23 protein-coding genes are annotated in these 20879 nt (G+C 69.2%); 12 read left to right on the forward strand and 11 right to left on the reverse strand.

Going from position 1 to position 20879, the window contains the following annotated elements:
• Positions 1-20: 20 nt before the first annotated feature.
• A complete protein-coding gene (locus AC6CH2_RS06160; RefSeq protein WP_498268428.1) occupies positions 21-1640 on the reverse strand; it encodes a methyl-accepting chemotaxis protein in 1620 nt (539 codons plus the stop codon).
• Positions 1641-2067: 427 nt separating this feature from the next.
• Positions 2068-2925, reverse strand: a complete 858-nt coding sequence (locus AC6CH2_RS06165; protein ID WP_498268429.1) for a PA4780 family RIO1-like protein kinase — start codon at positions 2923-2925, stop codon at positions 2068-2070.
• Between the two features lie 95 nt (positions 2926-3020).
• Here AC6CH2_RS06165 and AC6CH2_RS06170 point away from each other — a divergent pair, with 95 nt between their 5' ends.
• Positions 3021-3731 (forward strand): rRNA pseudouridine synthase, encoded by a 711-nt coding sequence (locus AC6CH2_RS06170; RefSeq protein ID WP_498268430.1) that lies wholly within the window; start codon positions 3021-3023, stop codon positions 3729-3731.
• A gap of 162 nt (positions 3732-3893) precedes the next feature.
• Here AC6CH2_RS06170 and AC6CH2_RS06175 read toward each other — a convergent pair whose 3' ends face one another.
• The gene (locus AC6CH2_RS06175) at positions 3894-4793 is read right to left on the reverse strand and encodes a LysR family transcriptional regulator (RefSeq protein ID WP_498268431.1); all 900 of its coding nucleotides are present in this window, start codon (positions 4791-4793) and stop codon (positions 3894-3896) included.
• Between the two features lie 146 nt (positions 4794-4939).
• Between AC6CH2_RS06175 and AC6CH2_RS06180 the strand changes: the two genes are divergently transcribed.
• The 3 genes from AC6CH2_RS06180 (at position 4940) to AC6CH2_RS06190 (ending at position 8218) form a co-directional block, all read left to right on the forward strand.
• Positions 4940-5485: a carboxymuconolactone decarboxylase family protein gene (locus AC6CH2_RS06180; RefSeq protein WP_498268432.1), complete on the forward strand. Its 546-nt coding sequence runs from the start codon at positions 4940-4942 to the stop codon at positions 5483-5485.
• Between the two features lie 67 nt (positions 5486-5552).
• Positions 5553-7118, forward strand: coding sequence for a 2Fe-2S iron-sulfur cluster-binding protein (locus AC6CH2_RS06185; protein ID WP_498268433.1), 1566 nt, complete (start codon positions 5553-5555; stop codon positions 7116-7118).
• 218 nt (positions 7119-7336) lie between these two features.
• Positions 7337-8218 (forward strand): alpha/beta fold hydrolase, encoded by an 882-nt coding sequence (locus AC6CH2_RS06190; RefSeq protein ID WP_498268434.1) that lies wholly within the window; start codon positions 7337-7339, stop codon positions 8216-8218.
• A 97-nt stretch (positions 8219-8315) separates the two neighbouring features.
• Here AC6CH2_RS06190 and AC6CH2_RS06195 read toward each other — a convergent pair whose 3' ends face one another.
• From AC6CH2_RS06195 to AC6CH2_RS06205, 3 genes are all read right to left on the reverse strand, one after another.
• Entirely contained in the window at positions 8316-8879 is a 564-nt protein-coding gene (locus AC6CH2_RS06195; protein WP_498268435.1) for a hypothetical protein, read from the reverse strand.
• 97 nt (positions 8880-8976) lie between these two features.
• Complete coding sequence (locus AC6CH2_RS06200; protein ID WP_498268436.1) at positions 8977-9429, reverse strand: DUF6196 family protein; 453 nt, start codon at positions 9427-9429, stop codon at positions 8977-8979.
• Positions 9430-9519: 90 nt separating this feature from the next.
• A complete protein-coding gene (locus tag AC6CH2_RS06205; RefSeq protein WP_498268437.1) occupies positions 9520-10758 on the reverse strand; it encodes an esterase/lipase family protein in 1239 nt (412 codons plus the stop codon).
• Positions 10759-10896: 138 nt separating this feature from the next.
• On the opposite strand from AC6CH2_RS06205, the gene AC6CH2_RS06210 reads away from it, so the two are divergent.
• On the forward strand, positions 10897-11319 hold the full coding sequence (locus AC6CH2_RS06210) for a GFA family protein (RefSeq protein ID WP_498268438.1): 423 nt from the start codon (positions 10897-10899) through the stop codon (positions 11317-11319).
• 112 nt (positions 11320-11431) lie between these two features.
• Here the strand turns inward: AC6CH2_RS06210 and AC6CH2_RS06215 are convergent, their stop codons facing one another.
• Positions 11432-11602 (reverse strand): hypothetical protein, encoded by a 171-nt coding sequence (locus AC6CH2_RS06215; protein ID WP_498268439.1) that lies wholly within the window; start codon positions 11600-11602, stop codon positions 11432-11434.
• Between the two features lie 60 nt (positions 11603-11662).
• Positions 11663-11806: a hypothetical protein gene (locus AC6CH2_RS06220; RefSeq protein WP_498268440.1), complete on the reverse strand. Its 144-nt coding sequence runs from the start codon at positions 11804-11806 to the stop codon at positions 11663-11665.
• Between the two features lie 401 nt (positions 11807-12207).
• Here AC6CH2_RS06220 and AC6CH2_RS06225 point away from each other — a divergent pair, with 401 nt between their 5' ends.
• Genes AC6CH2_RS06225 through AC6CH2_RS06235 form a run of 3 tightly spaced genes read left to right on the forward strand, consistent with a single transcriptional unit; the run spans position 12208 to position 14725 of the window.
• Positions 12208-13215, forward strand: coding sequence for a methionine ABC transporter ATP-binding protein (locus tag AC6CH2_RS06225; protein WP_498268441.1), 1008 nt, complete (start codon positions 12208-12210; stop codon positions 13213-13215).
• Positions 13212-13895, forward strand: coding sequence for a methionine ABC transporter permease (locus AC6CH2_RS06230; protein WP_435395493.1), 684 nt, complete (start codon positions 13212-13214; stop codon positions 13893-13895). Before AC6CH2_RS06225 ends, AC6CH2_RS06230 begins: the two co-directional genes overlap by 4 nt.
• Before the next feature lie 38 nt (positions 13896-13933).
• Complete coding sequence (locus AC6CH2_RS06235) at positions 13934-14725, forward strand: MetQ/NlpA family ABC transporter substrate-binding protein (RefSeq protein ID WP_498268442.1); 792 nt, start codon at positions 13934-13936, stop codon at positions 14723-14725.
• A gap of 21 nt (positions 14726-14746) precedes the next feature.
• Here the strand turns inward: AC6CH2_RS06235 and pcaD are convergent, their stop codons facing one another.
• Positions 14747-15556 carry a 3-oxoadipate enol-lactonase gene (gene pcaD, locus AC6CH2_RS06240; RefSeq protein WP_498268443.1) on the reverse strand — a complete coding sequence of 270 codons (810 nt, stop codon included), beginning with the start codon at positions 15554-15556 and terminating at the stop codon, positions 14747-14749.
• Between the two features lie 158 nt (positions 15557-15714).
• Between pcaD and AC6CH2_RS06245 the strand changes: the two genes are divergently transcribed.
• The 3 genes from AC6CH2_RS06245 to AC6CH2_RS06255 all read left to right on the forward strand — a co-directional run bounded on the left by AC6CH2_RS06245 (position 15715) and on the right by AC6CH2_RS06255 (position 17294).
• Entirely contained in the window at positions 15715-16350 is a 636-nt protein-coding gene (locus AC6CH2_RS06245; protein WP_498268444.1) for a LysR family transcriptional regulator, read from the forward strand.
• Entirely contained in the window at positions 16347-16697 is a 351-nt protein-coding gene (locus AC6CH2_RS06250; RefSeq protein WP_498268445.1) for a LysR substrate-binding domain-containing protein, read from the forward strand. The genes AC6CH2_RS06245 and AC6CH2_RS06250 overlap by 4 nt, the downstream gene beginning before the upstream one ends.
• A 186-nt stretch (positions 16698-16883) precedes the next feature.
• Positions 16884-17294: a DUF6006 family protein gene (locus tag AC6CH2_RS06255; RefSeq protein WP_498268446.1), complete on the forward strand. Its 411-nt coding sequence runs from the start codon at positions 16884-16886 to the stop codon at positions 17292-17294.
• Between the two features lie 141 nt (positions 17295-17435).
• On the opposite strand, the gene AC6CH2_RS06260 is transcribed toward AC6CH2_RS06255, so the two are convergent.
• Positions 17436-18278, reverse strand: coding sequence for a dienelactone hydrolase family protein (locus tag AC6CH2_RS06260; RefSeq protein WP_498268447.1), 843 nt, complete (start codon positions 18276-18278; stop codon positions 17436-17438).
• 118 nt (positions 18279-18396) lie between these two features.
• Between AC6CH2_RS06260 and AC6CH2_RS06265 the strand changes: the two genes are divergently transcribed.
• A complete protein-coding gene (locus AC6CH2_RS06265) occupies positions 18397-19386 on the forward strand; it encodes a GlxA family transcriptional regulator (protein WP_498268448.1) in 990 nt (329 codons plus the stop codon).
• A gap of 161 nt (positions 19387-19547) precedes the next feature.
• Here the strand turns inward: AC6CH2_RS06265 and AC6CH2_RS06270 are convergent, their stop codons facing one another.
• Complete coding sequence (locus AC6CH2_RS06270) at positions 19548-20537, reverse strand: glycoside hydrolase family 6 protein (protein WP_498268449.1); 990 nt, start codon at positions 20535-20537, stop codon at positions 19548-19550.
• Positions 20538-20879 lie beyond the last annotated feature (342 nt).

The following is a 20879-nucleotide window of genomic DNA, read 5'->3' on the forward strand; positions in this document are numbered from 1 at the left end:
GCGGCCCGAAGGCGTCGCGCTCAGCCCAGCAGCTTGAACTTGGTCACCCCGTCGCGCAGCCCGGCGCTGACCTGGTGCAGTTCGTCGATCGCCTGGTTGGACTGCTTCAGGGCATCGACGGTCTGCTGCGCGGCTTCGCTCAGCTGGCCCAGCGCCAGGTTGATCTGTTCGGCGCCGGCCGCCTGCGCCTGCACGCCTTCGTTGACCACCTCGAAGCGCGGCACCATCGCCTGCACGTGCTCGATCACCTGCGACAACTGGCCGCCGACCTGCTGCACGTCGCTGGTGCCGCGGCGGACCTCCTCGGAGAACTTGTCCATGCCCATCACGCCGGCCGACACCGCCGACTGGATCTCGCGCACCATCTGTTCGATGTCGAGCGTCGCCACCGCGGTCTGGTCGGCCAGGCGGCGGATCTCGACCGCCACCACCGAGAAACCGCGGCCGTACTCGCCGGCCTTTTCCGCCTCGATGGCGGCGTTGAGCGAGAGCAGGTTGGTCTGGTCGGCGACCTTGGTGATGGTGGTGACGACCTGACTGATGTTGCTGGCCTTCTCGGCCAGCACTGCGAGCTTGGCGCTGATCGCCGCGGTGGCGTCGATCATCCGGCCCATCGTCTGCTCCATCTGCGCCACGCCCTCCTGGCCGTGGCCGGCGAGCGAGGCGGTCTGCTCGGCGCTGCCGGCGACCGTGCCCATGGTGCGCGCCAGCTCCTTCGAGGTCGCGGCGATCTCGCGCGAGGTGGCGCCGATCTCGGTGGTGGTCGCGGCGATCTGCGCGGCGGTGGCCTGCTGTTCGCGCAAGGTCGCGGTGATTTCGTTGATCGAGGAGTTGACCTGGATGCCCGAGGTCTGGATCTGCCCGACCAGTTCGGCCAACTCGCCGCTCATGCGGTCGTAGCCGTGACCCACGGCGCCGAATTCGTCGCTGCGCGAGAAATTCAGGCGCTGGCTGAAATCGCCCTTGGCCATGATGTCGGCGGCGCGCGCGAGCCGGTGCAGCGGCCGGGTGATCGCCTTCAACAGGAAGAACCCGGCCAGCCCAGCCAGCAACACCGCGCCGGCGAAGGTCAGGCCGATGCCGAGTTCGGCCGATTTCACCGCGGTGTCGATGCGGTCGCCGGACTCCACTGCCTCGGCGTAGTTGTACTGGATGATGGCGGCGATGACCTCGATCGATTTGGCGAAGATCGGCTCGGCGCGCGTGCGCATCGCCTCCTGCAGGGCCGCCGAGCCGGCTTCGCCGGCCCGGGCCAAGTCCGGCTGCAGCGCGAACAGCGAGGCGACCAGACCGGCCAGAGCCTCGATATTGCGACGGTCCTCGGCTAGAAGGGCGGTGGTGCGGTAACGTCCCAGCGCCTGCTCGAACGCGGCCCGGCGTGCGCGCAGCCGCTCCTGCGCGCGCGCGCGCTGGGCGGCATCGGCGGACGACAGACCGTTGAGCGCGGTGTAATAAGCGTGCCACTCGGTTTCCATCTGCCCGGCGGCGTACAGCCCGGGGATGGAATCCTCGCGCAGGCGGCTTTCCTCGGCCTGGATGTGGAACAGCCGCTGCAGGGCGATGCCGCCCATCACCACCATCGCCACGATGATCACGGCGAAGCTCAGGATGATCCGCTGCCGAATCGTGATGTTATTCATGACCGATCCCCGCATATGCCATGAAGCATTACCTATCTGGGCAGTGATTATCGCGACCGCCTGTCGCGGACGAAGCCCAGTGTAGGCATGCGTCTGCGTCCTGCCCACCGCTTCCGCCCGCCCCGGCTCCGTTCAATGTAGCTGGCTGCACCGGCCAGCGTCGCTCGCAGCGCCCTCGGGTTATAGCGTTCCCGCGCCCGCGTCGCCGTGAAAAGCCGACGCCGTCTCACTCTGCGTCCGTCCAGCGGCGACGCCGAACCGTTCCGCGCCGGGCCCCGGATCGTACCGATCCGATCGTACTGATCCGATCGGGCGAACCCGGTCGGGCGGTCGCGACGACCGGAACAGCGGTCCCAAGACGCGCGCACGGCGGACGGTGCGGTGGCGAAGCCGGATCGGTGCGCCCGGCCGATCCTTTACCGCCGGCTCAGTCCATTTCGGCCGCGGCTTCGCGGCCCTGCTGGCGGATCAGGGCTTCTTCGCGGGCGTCGTTGATGGCATGGCGGACACTGTCGAGGTCGACCGCCGACTCGTCGTGCGCGAACACACCGGTCAGTTCGCTGTCCGGACGCAGCTCGCCGGCCTCGAAAAGGGCCCACATTTCCTCGGCGTACCAGGTATCCAGCAGCTCCGGCGCCCAGGCGCCGAGGCTGGCGGTGAGGTTGTTGACGTCGCGCAGCAGCATCTTGCGCGCGGCGTTGTTGCCGGCTGCGCTGACCACCTGCGGGAAATCGATGATGACCGGACCGTCCGGGGCGACCAGCACGTTGTACTCGGACAAGTCGCCGTGGATCAGGCCGACGCAGAGCATCTTGACCACCTGCCGCACCAGGAAACGGTGGAAACCGCGGGCCTGCTCCGGCGCCAGCTCGACCTCGCCCAGGCGCGGCGCGGAATGGCCGTCGGCGTCGGTGACCAGTTCCATCACCAGTACCCCGTGGTAATAACCGTACGGTTCGGGCACGCGCACGCCGGCATCGCGCAACTGGTACAGCGCCTCGACCTCGGTGTTCTTCCAGGCGGTTTCCTGCTGCTTGCGCCCGTACTTGGTGGCCTTGCCGATCGCGCGCGCCTCGCGGCTGCCGCGCACCTTGCGCCCTTCCTGGTACTGCACGCGCTGCTGGAAGCTGCGTTGCGCCATGTCCTTGTAGACCTTGGCGCAGCGCACCTCATCGCCGGTACGCACCACGTAGACCGCGGCCTCCTTGCCGCTCTTGAGCGGGCGCATGACCTCGTCGATCACGCCGTCGTCGATCAGCGCCTGCAATCCGGGTGGAGTCTTCATGTAGTCCTGTGGGGGAAACGGCGCCGGCTGAGGGGGAATCCCGGCGTAACAGGCGTATATCTTTACACTTGGCGACCCCAGTATCGAATTCCGTCATGTCCGAACCCGTCCGCCTCGACAAACGCCTCGCCGAACAGCTGCCCTGTTCGCGCACGGACGCCCAGCAATACATCGAGGGCGGCTGGGTGTCGGTGGACGGCGAAATCGTCGAGGAGCCGCAAACTCTGGTCACGACCCAGACCGTCGAGCTGGCCGCGGACGCCCGCCTGGAACCGATCGAGCCGGCGACGATGCTGCTGCACAAACCGGCCGGCCTGGAGTTCAAGGACATCGCCGGCCTCGTCGCGCCGTCCGCCCGCGCGCCCGGCGACCTGTCCGAGGTGCGCCTGCTCAAGCGTCATTTCCACCGCCTGACCCCGCTGGTGCCGCTCGACCGCGAGGCCAGCGGACTGGTGGTGCTGACCCAGGACGGCCGCGTCTGGCGCCGCCTGACCGAGGACTACGCCCAGCTCGAACAGGAATTCGTCGTGGAGGTGTCCGGCGACCTGTTGCCCTACGGCATGCAGAAGCTCGCCCACGGCCTGAGCTACCAGGGCCGCGCGCTGCGCCCGTGCAAGGTCAGCTGGCAGAACGAAACCCGCCTGCGCTTCGCGATCAAGGACGTACAGCCCGGGCAGTTGCGCGACATGTGCCGCCAGGTCGGGTTCGAGGTGGTCTCGATCCGCCGCCTGCGCATCGGCCGTATCTCGCTGAGCAAGATGCCGGTCGGCGAGTGGCGCTACCTGCCGGTCGGCGAACGGTTCTGAGCGCCGGGTTCGGCCGGCGCAGCTCTGCGCGGGCACCCGGCAGATCGCCATCATCGGGCGCCCGTGCAATTCGCCCGCTCTGCAAAGCGGACTGGCGCCTGCGCCGTGGGGCCAGGCGAGTGGCAACTGCGCCGGGGGATTTGCGGGCAGGTCGCGGCGAGCTCAATTCAACGCGCTGTTCCCGCGCAATCGCGCGACCACCAGATCGACGAAGGTGCGGACCTTCGCCGAGGCATAGCGGCCTTCGCGGTGCAGCACGTGCACGGGCAGGGATGCGGATTCGTACTCGCCCAGGACGATCTGCAACTGGCCGGCGGCGAGGTGCGGCGCGATCTGGTAGGACAACAGGCGGGTGATGCCGAAACCCTGCACCGCCGCTTCGATCGCCGCATCGTTGGTGGTCACGCTGAGGCGAGGGTGCACCCGCACCGACTGCGCCTTGCGGCCGTCGCCGAATTTCCATTCGGTCGTGGGGTTGACGCCGAGCGCGGAGACGATGTCGTGCTGGGCCAGGTCCGCCGGCGTCTTCGGCAATCCATGCCGGCGCAGATACTCCGGCGAGGCGCAAAGCAGCCTGCGCACCCGGGCCACGCGGATCGCCTGCATGTTCGAGTCGGGCAGCTCGCCGATGCGCACGCCGACGTCGAGCCCCTCTTCGATCAGGTTCGCCACCCGGTCGAGAAACAGCGCCGACACCTGGGTCCCGGGATAGCGTTGCAGGTAGTCGACGACGACCGGCAACACGAACAGCCTGCCGAACTGCACCGGCGCGGTCACCGCCAGGTGTCCGCGCGGTTCGGCGTTGATGCCGGCCGCGGCTTCGTCGGCTTCGTCGATCTCGGCCAGGATCCGCCGCGCATCCTCGAGATAGCGCTGCCCGGCCTCGGTGGCGCGGACGAAGCGGGTGGTGCGGTCGAGCAGCTTGACCGCCAGGCGTTCTTCCAGGCCGGCGATGGCCCGCGTCACCGCCGGCGGCGACAGGCGCAGCTTGCGCGCGGCGCGGGCGAAGCTCTCCTCTTCGGCGACCGCGACGAAGACCGTCATCAGGTGCAGTCGGTCCATCCGGATTATTCCTTCTAACGTAATAATGAATTTTGCGATTCGATGATTCTTATGGCAAGCGAAATGGCAGACAGTGACGCCACGCCGAAGCCGCACGCCCAACGACGCCGGCCTCGGACCCGCCCTCTTCCCCTCGGAGCTTTCCCATGAGCCGCATCGCCGTCATCGACCGCCCCACCGCCGACACCGAACAACAGCAACTGCTGGACGCGATCCAGCGCGAGCTCGGCTCGGTGCCGAACTTCCTCAAGGTCTTCGCCAATTCGCCGGCCGCCCTGCGCGCCTTCCTCGGCCTGCACGGCATCGCCAAGGAAGGCAGCCTGGACCTGCAGACCCGCGAGCGCATCGCCCTGGCCCTGGCCCAGCAGAACGCCTGCGAGTACTGCCTGTCCGCGCATACCGCCCTGGGCCGCAACGCCGGCTTGAACGGCGACGAGATCGCCGCCAACCGCGCCGGCGGCAGCCAGGACGCCAAGGCCGCGATCGCGGTGAAGTTCGCCCGCTCCCTGGTCGAACATCAGGGCGAAGTCACCAGCGCCGAGATCGCCGAGGTGCGCGAGGCCGGCTTCAGCGACGCCGACATCGTCGAGATCATCACCCACGTCGGCATGAACCTGCTGACCAACATCCTCGGCAAGGCCAGCCGCGTCGAGATCGACTTCCCGAAGGTGGCGTTGTCGCAGGCGGCCTGAGTCGCCAGGACGATCGCTTCCCGAACCCAGTCCGGCGGCGCGACGCCGCCGCCGGCCGGAGCACCGCATGAGCCGCGCATTCGCCGATATCGCATTCACCCCCAGCGTCAGAGAGGCGCAACAACGCCACGGCAGCCGCGAGGCCAATCGTGCCTTCGAACTGGCCGAGGACGCGCGCGACTCGATCGGCGAACGCGAGGCCGAATTCATCGCCGAACGCGACAGCTTCTACCAGGCGACCGTGTCCGAATCGGGCTGGCCCTATGTGCAGCATCGCGGCGGCCCGGCTGGTTTCCTCAAGGTGCTCGACGCGAAAACGATTGGTTTCGCCGATTTCCGCGGCAATCGCCAATACCTCAGCGTCGGCAATCTCGCCGCCGACGGGCGCATTTCGCTGATCCTGATGGACTACCCGAACCGGCGCCGGCTGAAGATCTGGGGCCGCGCGCGCATCGTCCACGAAAGCGAGGACGCCGCTCTGATCGCGCGCCTGGAAGTGCCCGAGTACCGCGCCCGTGTCGAACGCGGCATCGTCATCGAGGTCGAGGCCTGCGACTGGAACTGCCCGCAACACATCACTCCTCGCTACACCGAGGCCGAGATCGAACGCATCGCGCCGACACGGCCGCCGCCGGCCGAGGAAGCCCCGCGCGCGGCCGACGCCGAAGCCGCGGTGTGGGGCGAGGGTCCGCTGGAGCTGGTGGTCGCCGGTGTTCGCCAGCTCACCGCGCGGGTCAGAGCTTACGAACTGCGCCATCCTCAAGGCGAGACCTTGCCGGCGGTGGCTGCCGGCGCGCATCTGCGCGTGCCGGTGCGGCTGGGCGCCAAGATCGAACTGCGCCACTACTCGATCAGTTCGGACCCGGCGCGACGCGACGCCTATGAAATCGCGGTGCTGCGCGAGGAGTCCGGACGCGGCGCCTCGAAGGCCGTGCATGCGGGGTTCGAGCTGGGGCTGCGCCTGCGTTGCGAACTGCCGCGCAACGATTTCGCGCTGGGCGAAGACACGCGTCCGGTGGTCCTGATCGCCGGCGGCATCGGCATCACCCCGATCAAGGCCATGGCGCACACGCTGGCGCGGCGCGGACAGCCGTTCCAGATCCACTATGCCGGCCGCGGCCTGCGCGAACTGCCGTTCCTGCAGGCCCTGCAGACGCAGTTCGGCGAACGGCTCAGCCTGTATCCGGCCGATCAGGGCGTGCGCCTGGACCTGCGCCGGCTGTTGTCGAACCTGGCGACGGATACGCAGATCTATGCCTGCGGCCCCGCTCGTCTGATCGATGAGCTCAACACCGTCGCGGCGAGCCTGGGGATCGGCGAGCGGGTCCGGATCGAACGCTTCGATGCGGCCACCCGGCCCGACGACCGCGCCATCGAAGTCGAGTTGCGCCGTTCCGAGCGGCGGATCCGCGTCGCCGGCACGCAAACGATCCTGGACGCGCTGCTGTCGGCCGGGGTGGCCGCGCCATCGGATTGCAGGGCGGGCAACTGCGGCACCTGCGCGGTCAAGGTACTCGACGGCGCACCCGACCATCGCGACAACGCCCTCAGCGCCGCCGAGAAGGAACGCGCCGCCTTGATGTGCATTTGCGTGTCGCGGGCGCATTCCGAACATCTGGCGCTGGATCTCTAGCGCGTCGCCGCACCCAGCTTCGTTTCGATCCGCCGGCCCCCGCGACCGCAGCGATCTCCCCCACTCTCCCGAGAACCGTCATGCCTCGATTGCCCGCAGCTCTGTTAAGCGCAGCTCTGCTAAGCGCAGCGCTCGCCAGCGCCGCACTTCTGTGCTTCCCGCTCTCGGCCGGGGCTTCCGCCATTGCGCAGACTCCGCCGCCCACCACCGAACGCCCCATGACCGCCCATCACCGTATCGCCGTCGACGGCACCGAACTGTTCTATCGCGAGGCCGGCCCCAAGGACGCGCCGGTCGTCGTGCTGCTGCACGGCCTGCCGAGTTCCTCGCACATGTTCCGCGAGCTGATGCCGCTGCTCGCCGACCGTTATCGGGTCATCGCGCCCGACTACCCCGGCTTCGGCGCCAGCGCCATGCCCTCGCCGGCCGAGTACGACTACAGCTTCGACCGGCTCGCGCAGAGCGTCGACCGATTGCTGCAGGCACTCAAGGTCGAGCGCTACAGCCTCTACCTCTTCGACTACGGTGCGCCGGTCGGCTTTCGCCTGGCCGTCGAGCACCCGGAACGCATCCAGACGCTGATCGTGCAGAACGGCAATGCCTACGACGAAGGCATGGGCGCCTTGTGGGACCCGTTGCGCGCTTATTGGAAGGAGCCGACCCCGCAACGCTCGAGCTTGCTCGCGGACAAGCTGCTGAGTCCGGCCTCGACGAAATGGCATTACCTCGAAGGCGTGCGCGACCCGTCGGCGATCGCGCCGGAAAACTGGTTGCTCGACCAGGCCTTGCTCGACCGGCCCGGCGTGCAGGAGATACAGCTGCGCCTGCTCTACGACTACGGCTCCAATCCCGGCAAGTACCCGCAATGGCAGGCCTATTTCCGCGAACGCCAGCCGCCGATGCTGGTGTTGTGGGGCAAGAACGATCCGATCTTCCTCAGCGCCGGCGCCTACGCTTATCAGCGCGATCTGCCCAAGGCCGAGGTGCACCTGTTCGATACCGGGCACTTCGCGCTCGAAGAAGACGCGCAACCGATCGCCCTGCGCATCCGCAGCTTCCTGGGCCGCCATCTGGGCGAGTCGCAGGCCACCCAGGACTGATCGGCACCAGACCATCGCCGCTGCGGTGTCCGCGGCGGCGATGGCTCGACGACTGCGCCGCCCGACCCGTGCGAATCGCCGGATCGCCAACGAAAGATCAGCCTTTGGGCAACAGCAACTTGCAGCTGCGGATCGTGGCCTGCGCCGCGGCGGCATCGTCGATGCGCCGGTAGTGATAGCCGCCCTTGAACGCGCCCATCAGGATTTCCTTCTCGATGTAGGCCACCTCGCCGGCCGCCACCTCGAAGCTCAAGGGATCCTTGCACTTGCCGTCGCCGCCGAGCACGTGCCGGCCTGGTTCGACCACCAGGCGATAGAAACAGAAGCCGCGGGTCTGCCCGATCAGATCGCCGTCCAGGACCACGTCCATGCCGACCAGGACCGCGACGAACTGCTTGCGGTAGAGATAGATCACGCTCCGGCCGGGCTCAGGCTGGAAGTCCAGGGCCGCCGCGGTCTGCGCCGGCGTCGCCTTGCGGGTGGCCTGGTTCTTGAACGCGAAGAGCCAGACCAGGTAAGCGCCGAATCCGACGACGAGCAGGCCGATCAGCCAGTTGAAGACGCTCGACCCGCTCGCCATCGAGGCCATGATCCGGCCCAGGATGGCGCCGACGATGATCAACGGAAGGATTTTGAGAAAACTTGCACGACCCTGTGCCATGACGATCCTGAAACTTGAGAGGGCCGCCAGGATAGCCAATCGCGGCGGGCGCGGCCGGCACGCGATCGGGCGACTGCCGGCGCGCCGGTGCGATCGGCTATGGCGCCAGCGTCATCTGTTCCGGCGAGACCAGCGCATCGAGTTCAGCGGCGATCTCCGCGGCGAGCGCCGCCGGCACGCCCCAGTAGTCGAAGATGCCGCCGTCGCGGCGGTTCTGCCCGCAGGTCACGAACACGCCGGTGCCGAACTTGCGCTTGAGCCGCGAGGCCAACCAGCCGACGAAGCCGCTGTTGTCGGCGCGGCCCGGAAAATGGAAACGGAACAAGGCGAACAGCGCTTCGCTCGGGTCCTCGCAAGGCACCAGCTGACTCCAGACCGCGTCGTCGCGGACCAGGGCCAGGGCATCGGCGCGCACCGCGGCGGGGAAAGCCGCCAAAGGAAATTCGACAAAGGCATAGGTGCCCGGATACGCCAGCAGGCGCGCCTGCTTGGTCACCGCCAGCAAGCGCGCCTCGGTCTGTTCGATCGTTTCCCGCGAGATGTCCACCACTGCAACCTCCGGCGGCCGCTGCCGGCCTGTCGATGGATGGGTACGCTCCTGGCTTCGGCGTGAGCCCCCTACGCCGCGATGCGACGCAGCTCACTCCAGCCAACGCCGGATGCGCTCGTATACCCGCGGATCGCCGAGCAGGTCGAGATGATGCAGGCCGTGCCCGACCCATTGCCGCTCCTCGGGCAGGCGCAGATCGAAGGCCGGATCGGCATGCTGCCCCAGCGCGCTGGCGATCGGGACGAGGCCGTCGCCGCCGAGCGTGGAGCGATCCCCGCCTTTCGCTGCAGCGCGCTGCTCGGTCGACACCGCCACCGCATAACTGCGCACCCGCGCCGGCAGCGGCACCGGTGTACGCGTGTCGTGGCGGCCGTCGCCGGCGTGCCCGGGCTTGCGCCAGTCCGAATCGAGCAGGTTGCCGTGGCGCAGGTCCTGGATGCCGGCGCTGCGGATCTTGCCCAGGCGCGCGAACGGCGCGGTGTACGGGCTGCGGCCGACCAACATGTCGAACCAGCTGCCGGCGCGTTCGAGCGGCGCGCCGTGGTGCGGGGTGCCGAGGAAGACCAGGCTGTCGAGCCGCGCCAGCCAGCCTTGTCCCGCGCGTGCGGCGGCGTGGCAGGCGCTGCGCGCGACCAGACCGCCCATGCTGTGGCCGACGATGGCGAAGCGCTCCACCGGCACCGGCCACTCGCGCAGCAGCCGCTCCAGGCAGGCGGAGAACTCGCGGCCGTTGCTGGAGATATGGCGGCCGCTGTTGTAGTGCAGATACACCGGCGTCCAGCCGGCATCGCGCGCCAGCGCGGCGCCGTGATCGTGCCCGCTCCATTGCCATTGCAGATCGTTCATGCACAGCCCGTGCGCCATCACCACCAACTTGCCGGTGGCTTGCGGATACGCCGCGGCCAAGCCCTTGCGACCCAGTCGCAAGGGCTTGCCGTCGTGGCGCAGGCGCATGCGGATCGCGAGCGGATTGGCGGTCGCGGCCAGATGATCGCCGAGCACGCCGTTGAGCGCGGACACCAGGCCATCGCGCTGCGGTGGAGACTCGATCCGGTCCAGCAACGGCGCGAATTGCGCCAACGCCAGGTCGAGCCCGTCGCCGACGAAGCGCGCGATGCCGCGCACGCTGCGATAGACCAGTCCGCTGATGCCGCGAGTGGGGTTCAGCACCGGTGCGCCGAGCGGGCCCGGCAGAGCGACGATGGTGGCGTGGACGGATTCGACCAGATCGACCACGCCGGCGATCGCTTCGACGGTCAGGCGGCCGATGCCGCGCAGGTCGGCGCCGGGACCGCGGCCGGCGTCGGCCGGGGACGAACGTTGCGGCATGGCATCCACGGCGGAGCGGCGGGCCTCCAGCCTAGCGCAGGTCGGCGCCGCGGTTGGAGTTCTGGCGTACTGTGGCGCTGCGAAAGCGCATGGCGCGCGACGGCAGGCCCGTCGCCGGCGCCGAACCGGAGACTTGCGATGACCGATACGATTTTCGAAGGCGGCTGTCTGTGCGGCGCGATCCGCTACCGCGCGACCGCGGCGCCGTTGCGCGGAGTGATCTGCCACTGCGGCCTGTGCCGCCGCCATTCCGGCGCGCCGGCGCTGGGCTTCGTGCATTTTCCGGCCGGGGCCTTCGCCTGGCTCGCCTCGCCGCCGGCGTGGTACCGCTCTTCCGACTACGCCGAACGCGGCTTCTGCGCGAACTGCGGCAGCACCCTCGGCATGCGCGAAAGCGTATTGGCCGATCGGGTGCAGGTCTGCGTCGGCAGCCTCGACCACCCCGAGCGCGTGCGCATCGACGACCACGTCTGGACCGGTTCGCAGTTGCCCTGGTTCGAGGTCGACGACGCACTGCCGCGCTTCGAGCGCAGCAGCTCGGCGGTGCCGTCGAAGGCCTAGGCTGATTCCAAAACCGGGTTCGACGACCGGGCTCGGAAGCGGGCTGATGAACCGGCTCGGCGAAGCGGGCCGCTGCAGGCCGTGCGCGGCCGGGTTCAATCAACGAGGTCGATCAAAGGTTGCGGAACAGCGAACCGATCAGCAGCAGGACGAAGCCCAGCGCCACCAGCCAGAACGCGAAGCCGGCGAGGAAGGGCAGATAGCCCAGGCGCGCGGCGATGCCGGCGCCGCCGGCCAGCGCGGAAATGAAGAAGATGGGGAAACTGGGCGGGGTCAGACGCATGAACAACCTCGGTGACGCAGACGGTTGCAGGTGCGTGCACGGCCTGCGCCCGGGTTGGCGCTAGGTGCGGGCCAGGCTGGCGATGAGGGCGGCGATCACCGCCAGGATCGAGGCGACCGTCAAGGCGGCCACCAGCGAGGCTGACGGTCCGCGCTCGCGTTCGCGTTCCTCGTGCGTAAGTTGCCTGTCCGGTTTACCGCTCATGTTCACCGCTCATGCCGCTGGCTCCTGCCATGCCGATACCTGCATGTGGGAATGCACACGAATCGTGCCAACGCCGAAGCCGCGCGAGAGCCAGCTACGGCGCGCACCGGGATACAAAGCACACTAGTCGGCGCGGGCGACAAACTGCTTATCACGTCACATTTTGACACGCGCCGTCCGCCTTCACCGACGTTGGCGCAGTCGCTCGCCGGACGCTCAACGCGATCGGGCATATCCACATAACCGCGGCGGCCGGTCCCCGCCGCGCGGCCGTCTTACAATGCCGGCCGCTTCACGCTTTGCCGGATGATAGTGTGGCGGTCCGACGCCCGGCCTCGGAGTGGCGCCGTGCCGCGCCGCACGGCCTCGCCTCTCCCGCACAGCCACGCCCACGACGGTCCATGATCCAATTCCAGCAGGTCCATAAATCGTTCCGCGCCGGCGGTCACGAGGTGCCGGCCTTGTTGCCGCTCGATCTCGACATCGTCGAAGGCGAAGTGTTCGGCATCATCGGCCACTCCGGTGCCGGCAAATCCACCCTGATCCGGCTGATCAACGGCCTCGAACGTCCCAGCGGCGGCCGGGTGCTGGTCGACGGCGAAGACGCCAGCGTGCTCGACGGCGCCAGCCTGCGCGCGCTGCGCCAGCGCATCGGCATGATCTTCCAGCACTTCAACCTGCTGTCCTCGCGCACGGTCGCGGCCAACGTCGCGTTTCCGCTGGAACTGGCCGGCACGCCGCGCACCGAGATCGCCGCCCGCGTCGCCGAACTGCTCGCCCGGGTCGGCCTGAGCGCGCACGCCGACAAATACCCAGCGCAGTTGTCGGGCGGACAGAAGCAGCGGGTCGGCATCGCCCGCGCTCTGGCCTGCCGGCCGCGCATCCTGCTGTGCGACGAGGCCACCAGTGCGCTCGACCCGCAGACCACCGCCTCGGTGCTGGCGCTGTTGGCCGAGATCAACCGCGAGCTCGGCCTGACCATCGTGCTGATCACCCACGAGATGGAAGTGATCCGCCGCGTCTGCGACCGCGTCGCCGTGCTCGACGCCGGCCGCCTGGTCGAAAGCGGCCCGGTCGCCGAGGTATTCCTGCACCCGCGCCATCCGACCACGCGCCGCTTCGTCTCCGAGGCCGAGCACGTCGACGAAGGCGGCCTGCACCGCGATTTCGCCGCGGTGTCCGGGCGCCTGCTGCGGCTGACCTTCATCGGCGAGCACACCTACGAGCCCCTGCTCGGCCGGGTCGCGCGCGAGACCGGCGTCGACTACAACATCCTGGCCGGCCGCATCGACCGGATCAAGGACACGCCCTACGGCCAGCTCACCATCGCCCTGGTCGGCGGCGACAGCGAGTCCGCCGTCGCCGCGCTCGGCCAGGCCGGCGTGCACGTCGAGGAGATCGCGCGATGAGCCCGAACCCAGGCTGGTTCCAACACCTCGACGCCGGCAAGTGGGCCGAGATCGGCCAGGCCACGCTCGATACCTTGCTGATGCTGGCCGGCGCGCTGCCGCTGACCCTGCTGATCGGGCTGCCGCTCGGCATCGCCCTGTTCCTGACCGGCCCGCGCCAATTGCGCGCGCAGCCGCGTCTGTACGGCGTGCTGTCGCTGCTCATCAACATCCTGCGCTCGGTGCCCTTCATCATCCTGATGATCGTGATGATTCCGCTGACTCTCGCGGCGATGGGCACCTCGCTCGGCGTGCGCGGCGCGATCCTGCCGTTGGTGGTCGGCGCGGCGCCGTTCTACGCGCGATTGGTGGAAACCTCGCTGCGCGAAGTCGACCGCGGCATCATCGAGGCCTGCCAGGCGATGGGCGCGACGACCCGGCAGATCGTGCTGCGCGCGCTGCTGCCCGAGGCCCTGCCCGGCCTGATCGCCGGCGCCACCGTGACCACCGTGGCCCTGATCGGCTATACCGCGATGGGCGGCGCGATCGGCTCCGGCGGCCTCGGCGACCTCGCCTACCGCGACGGCTATCTGCGCTCGCACACCGACGTGGCGGTGGTGACGGTGCTGCTGTTGCTGCTGCTGGTGCAGGCGCTGCAGACGCTCGGCGACAAACTCGTGGCGCGCTTCAGCCGACGCTGAGCCGCCGCTCCAAGCTATCGAACGATCGAGGACGCAAGATGAAGAAGCTGATCGCCATCCTGGCATTGACGGTCGCCGGCCTGAGCGCCTGCGGCGGCGGCGACCCCGCATCGCAGAAGCTCACCGTCGCCGCCACCGCGGTGCCGCATGCGGAAATCCTCGAAGTGGTGAAGCCCTTGCTGGCCAAGCAGGGCGTCGAACTCGACGTGCGCGTGTTCAACGACTACGTGCAGCCCAACGACCAGGTCGCGCAGAAGCTGCTCGACGTCAGCTATTTCGAGACCGAGCCTTATCTGGACGCCTACAACCGCAGCCGCGGCACGGAACTGACCACCATCGTCGGCGTGCACATCGAGCCGTTCGGCGCCTATTCGCGCAAGTTCAAGTCGCTCGACGCGCTGCCGCAGGGGGCCGACGTGGTCATCCCGAACGACCCCAGCAACAACAGCCGCGCGCTGATCCTGCTGCACAAGTCGGGGCTGATCAGGCTGCGCGACCCGAGCGACGCGCTGGCGACCCTGCGCGACATCACCGCCAACCCCAAGCAGCTCAAGTTCCGCGAACTCGACGCGGCGATGCTGCCGCGCATCCTCGACCAGGTCGACCTGGCCCTGATCAACACCAACTACGCGCTCGACGCCGGCCTCGACCCGACCAAGGACGCGCTCGCCATCGAAGGCCGCGACTCGCCCTACGTCAATTTCCTGGTCGGCCGTCCGGACAATCTCGCCGACCCGCGGGTCAAGAAACTCGCGGCGGCGTTGACCGGCCCGCAGGTCAAGGACTTCATCGAGAAGAAGTACCGCGGTGCGGTGTTGCCGGCGTTCTGATGCCTCCAGGGGGCTCGTGCATCAGGCGGGACTCGTACGCCCGAGCAGGAAGCCGAGCACCGCGCCGATGAACTCGTCCGGGTATTCGACGTTCGACAGGTGCACCGCCGGCAGCACCAGCAGGTGCGCGCCGGGCACGCGCGCGGCGATCTCCTCGCCATGGCTGGCCAGGGTCACCGTGTCGTAGCGGCCGGCGATCACCAGGGTCGGACGCGACACTGCGGCCAGGGCTTCGCGCAGGTCGAGATCGCGCACCGCGGCATAGTTGCCGGCCAGGCCGCGCGGGTCGGTGGACAGCAACATGCCGCGGAAGGCCTGGATCTGCGGCCCGTCCGCCTCGCGCATCGCTGCCGGGAACCAGTTGCCGAGGAACATCTCGGCAGTGTCGGCCATGTCCTCGACGCCGAGCACCGAGGCGATCCGCTCCGCCCATTGTTCGGCCGGGCCGAGGTAAGCCGAGGTATTGCTCAGGACCAGGCGATCGATGCGTTCGCCGGCATGCACGCCGAGCCACTGCCCGACCATGCCGCCGAGCGACAGGCCGAGAAAGTGCGCGCGTTCGACGCGCAGGGCGTCGAGCAGTTCGATCACGTCGCGGCCGAGCCGCTCCAGCGTGTACTCGCCCGTCGGAGCGTCGGAAGCGCCGTGGCCGCGGGCGTCGTAACGCAATACGTGGAAATGCCGCGCCAGCTCCGGCACTTGCGCATCCCACATGTGCAGGTCGGTGCCGATCGAGTTGGACAGCACCAGCAAAGGTCGGCCGGCAACGCCATCGAGCCGGTAGGCGATGCGTGCGCCATCGCTGGCGGTGAGGTAGGACAGCGGGTTCATGGCGTCGCTCCGTTCGGGACAAGTCGCTTGGGAGCGCGGCGGGCCGTGGTTCGGCCGGCCCGGCTCTTGCAACGGCGCAGGCCGTGGAGCGAATCCTAGTTGCGGCCGATCGCGGCGGATATTACAAAGTATCCACAATCTTTGTAGCTATCTCCGACATGAGCGCCTTCACCCTGCACGACCTGCAATGCTTCGATGCGGTGATCCGCGCCGGCGGTTTCCAGGCCGCGGCGGCGAGCCTGCATCGCTCGCATCCGGCGGTGTTCGCCGCGGTCGCCAAGCTCGAGCGCCAGCTCGGTTTCGATCTGCTCGACCGCAGCGGTTATCGGGTGCGCCCGACCGACGCCGGCCGATCGTTCCATCGCCGCGCCCAGGCCCTGCTGCGCGAGATGGAGGCGCTGCGCACCCATGCCGCGCAACTGGCGATGGGCGAGGAAAGCGAACTGCGGGTGGTGATCGGCGATCTCTGCCCCCGGCCGCAGATGCTGGCCTTGCTGGGCCGCTTCTTCGCCGACTGTCCCGGCACCCGCCTGCACCTGCATTTCGAGGCGGTGGGCGGCCCGCTGGAGCGCCTGCTCGACGGCGACGCCGATCTGATCCTGCATCGCATCGACAAACGCGATCCGCGCATCGAATGGCTGGACCTGTGCCCGGTGCCGTTCGTGCCGGTGGTCGCAGCGGGCTTCCTGCCGTTCCCGGTCTCGCGCGCGATCCGGCCCGAGCGGATGCGCGGGTTTACCCAGTGCGTGATGCGCGACAGCGCGCGCATTCGCCGCCGCGCGACTACTTCATGATCGAGGGCGCGCACCAGTGCACGGTCGCCGACCAGCTGATGAAGAAGGACATCATCCTGCAGGGCATGGGCTGGGGCCACGTGCCGCGCTTCCTGGTCGAACAGGAATTGCGCGAAGGTCGCCTGCACTCGATCGCCGGCCGCTACCTGCCCGGCAGCGTCGAGGAACTGGTCGCGGCGCGGCGCGGCGACCGCGCGCAAGGCCCGGTCGCGAACCGACTATGGGCTTACCTCGGCGAACAGGCGCCGCGGTTCCGCGAGGCCGTCGACGCGGCGGCCGCGCCGTCGGCGAAGAAGTCGGCGAAGAAATCGACGAGGACCGTCCGCTCGGCGAACCCGCGCGGATGAGGCTCCGCTTGCGAGCGCATAACGCAAGCCGCGCGCCGATCCGTCCATCCGCCGGCGCCGTGCCGGCGCAATGGCCGCCGATTCACTCCGCGTTGCATTCCTGACGCCTCGCTGGCTGGCCTGTCCGCCCGGGCGCTGGCGTTGGCTTGGTCGTAACCGGACTCAAGGCCACAGGAGTAGCCGATCATGAACACCGTGTTGCACACCGTACTTTGGATTTCTCTCGCCCTCGCCGCCGCGGCCGCAGGCTGCAGCCCGGTCGCGGCCAGCCAGGTCAGCGGCTGGTGGGGCGGCAACTGGACCTGCGCCATCGACGGCCGCCCGGCCAGGATGAAATGGAGCCCGGTCGACGACAGCCAGACGAGCTGCGACGGCGACGAATGCACACGCACGTTCGGCGCGCGCTGGCAGGGGCGCTTCTCCGACAACGGCTCGCGTTGGGTGGCCTTGAACAACCCGCGCCGCGGCAACAACGGCGGCCTGTTCTTCAACCATGCCGACGGCAATCGCTGGTATCTGCCCACGCCGACCGGCAACCGCAGCAAGGGGTGGACGACCTGGAACGGCCAGCGCTATCCGCTGGTGTGCTGGCGCTGACGCCGCCGGTTTTCCGCGCCGCGCGCACGTCCCAGGTTACGGCGGCCGCCTGCATCCGGATTCGCGCAGGCGGCCGCCGCCGGCTTCGAGTCGTTGCGGTGGATTCGTTGCGGCCGCATTGCTGTCGCCGGCTCCCACGCGTCAGTCCCTCGGCGCCAGCCGGCGCTTGAAAAACGCCAGGATTTCGTCGCGCGCGGCGATGGTCGGTTGGCCGGCTTCGTCGATCAGATGCGCGGTCACCACGCTATGCGGGCCGGCCACGACGTGCTCGAAGAACGGCGCCAGGCCCTCGCGATTGGCGGCGCTGTCGGGCAGCACCCGCGCGACGAAACGCTCGCCGAGCGCTTGCGCATAGGCGGCGAAACGCTGCGCCCGGCAGAAGCGGTCGCCGTCGAAACGATAGGCCATTACGGTCAGGTCCTCGCGCTCCAGCCGTTGCCGCACCGCGGCCAGCTCCTCGGGCTCACTCTCCAGCCCGGCCGGATCGTCCAGCGGCAGCGACGGCTGCGCCAGCACCGGCGCCAACATCGCCGGCTCCAGCATCATGCTCAGGGCGAAGTTGCCGGTGAAGCACATGCCGATCGCGCCGATGCCGGGGCCGCCGCATTCGCCGTGCGCGTAGCGCGCCAACCCTCGCAGCCATCGGGTGACCGGGCTCGAGCCCTGGCCGGCGAATGCGCGGAACTCGGCGCTGACGCAGGCGCGCTGGAAGGTCGCCTTGCTCTCTTCGACCCCGGGCACGGCGCCGTCGCGGCCGAACAAGGACGGCATGTAGACGGTGAAGCCCGCATCGCGGACCCAACGGGCGAAACGCGCCACCTGCGGGCTGATCCCCGGCATCTCGGTCATCACGATGACCGCCGGCCCGGCGCCGGCGACGTGCACGCGCTTGCCGACCCCGTCGACGGCGATCGTGCGCGGCTCGAAATCGTCGAGCGGGTCGGGTGGATTGAGATCGGCGTGGCTGCTCGGATCGGACGGCATCGCGGTGTCCCGTGGCGGAGCGCCGCGCAGGCGGCGCGGCATCGGCTCGGCCGCATTGCAACCCGCCGCGGGCTAGACTGCGAGTGTCCGCTTGGACATGTTTCGGGCGTTTCCGGCCATGCGCGATTTCACCGTCCTGATCCTGCCCGGCGCCTACGCCAGCAGCGTCGCCGTCACCCTCGACCTGCTCGGCGCCGCGGCCGCGCTCGCGCCGCGACTGAAAATGCCGCGACCGAGCTGGCGGCTGCTGTCGCCGGACGGCGGCAGCGTGTTGCTCGGCAACGGCCTGCAGATCGACACCCGCGCGATCCCCGCGCGAACGCGCGACGATGCCTCGACCTGGGTGGTGCCGGGCCTGGGCGTGGACCAGGCTGCGCCGCTGGCCGCTCGGCTGACTCGCGCCGATGCACAGCGCGCGATCGCCGCGCTGCGCCGGCATGCCGCGCACGGCGGCCACGTCGCCGCTTCCTGCTCGGCGGTGTTCCTGCTGCAGGCGGCCGGCCTGTTGCACGGACGCCGGGTCACCACCTCGTGGTGGTTGGCGGCGCAACTGCAACGCATCGCGCCCGACTGCAGGGTGGAGGCCGACCGCATGGTCTGCAGCGACGGCCCGGTCAGCACCGCCGGCGCCGCGTTCGCCCAATCCGACCTGATGCTGCAGTTGCTGCGCCGGCGTTTCGGCGGCGAACTGGCCGAGGTCGTCGCCAAGATGCTGTTGCTCGACGGCCGCCAGGCGCAGTCGCCGTTCGTGATTCCGTCGATGCTGGCCGGCGGCGACGAACTGATGACGCGGCTGACCCACCGTATCGAAGCCTGCCTGCCGCACCCGCCGAGCCTGCCCGAACTCGCCGCGCAATTCGCGATGTCGCCGAGAACCCTGTCCCGGCACGTGCGCGCGGCCACCGGACGGACCGCGCTGGCCCTGATCCAGAGCGTGCGCCTGAACCGTGCCCGGCGGCTGATCGAAACCAGCCGCATGAGCATCGAACAGGTCGCCGCGCAGGTCGGCTACGCAGACGCGACCGCATTGCGGCGGCTGATGCGCAAGGCCACCGGCGCCACGCCGAGCCGGTTCCGCACGAATCAGCACCCCGCATCCCCAGGGTAGGAGCGGCGCGAGCCGCGACTGCGAAGTGCTGGAAGCCGTCGCAACGTTATCGAACCGGAAGTCGCCCGATCGCGACCACCGTCGCCTACGAACCCTGGCGATGCATGTCGAAGTTCGCCGCCGCGGCTTGCGCCGCTCCTAACCTGTACAGCGTTACGCGCTCACAGCCCGTCGATCAGGCGTATCGCGATGTCGGGCGAGAACTGTCCGGCCGGAATGCCCGGTGCGATGCCGCAGTTGCCGTCGGAGTCGCCCGGCACCTTGACCCACAGCAGCATTTCCGCGCCACTGCCGCTGTTCTGCGAGACCGCGCCGAGCTTGCGGCCGGGCGGGTTGCACCACTCGCCGTTGGAACCGTTGCCGTTGCGGCTGGTGTCGACTACGAACGGCTTGGCGTAGCCGAACTGGCGCTGCAGGGCGCCGGCGACCGCGGTGCCATAGCGGTTGGAATCGGCGGTGGTGTAGTAGTTGGACACGTTCAGGGCGAAGCCGCGGATACCCTTGACGCCGGCCGCGTTGAGCCGCCGCGCCATTTCGTCGGCGCCGATCCACTGGGCGTTGCCGCCGTCGTGGTAGACCAGCGCATTCGGCGCGCGCAGCTTGAACTCGCTGGCGGCGTACTGCAGCAGGCCGGTGCGGACGCCGCGCTGATCGGCGGGCAGGCAGTCCAGTTGGGCCAGCGCGTCGGGTTCGACCACCACCACCGCGCGGCGGTTGCCGATGCCCGCGGCGAAACCGGAGATCCAGGCGCGATAAGCCTCGGGGCTGCCGGCGCCGCCGCCGGAGTGGCTGCCGCAATCGCGGCCGGGGATGTTGTAGGCGACCAGGACCGGCAGCTTGTCGGCGGCCTGCGCCGCACCGACGAAACTCGCCACCGCGGTGTCGATGGTGCCGCTCCAGTTGCCGAACCAGCGCGCCATCGGCTTGGTCGCGATCGCGCTGCCGATGCGGGTCGCGCGCGGATCGCCGGCGTGGTCGCGCACCCAGATCGCCGGGTTCGAATTCGGGTCGACATAGAAGCCGCTGTTCTGATTGGCCGCGCTCGCCGCACTCGGGGCCAGCGCGGCGAAGCACAGGGCGACGACACCGGCGACGAAACCGCGCGGGCGTTGCCGACGAGCCGCCGCGGCGGCCATGGAATATCGATGCATGCGTCCTCCTGCAGATGTCCGGCGGCGCGGACTGCGCGCGCCGATGAGGCAGAAGGTGACCTGCAGGCCGCTCGAGCGCTTCCAAGCGCCTCACAGTTTCGTGCATCGATCTCGGCGAAAACCGCCGCAGAGTGCGGTTCCGCCACCCAGCGCACGCTTGCCGCGCCGACTGCGGCGCGGATGTCGGGCCGCTATGACGACGAGCCGTTAAAAAACGCCGACCCGTTATAACGTCGAGCCGCTACAGCGTCTCGACCGCCGCCGCGCGCGCACAGCGGCCCAGCTCGCGGCCGAGACCGGAGTGCGCATTCGACGCGGCGACGAGTTCGCGCAGGCTGCAAG

This window comes from Lysobacter sp. GQ73 (assembly GCF_059758755.1).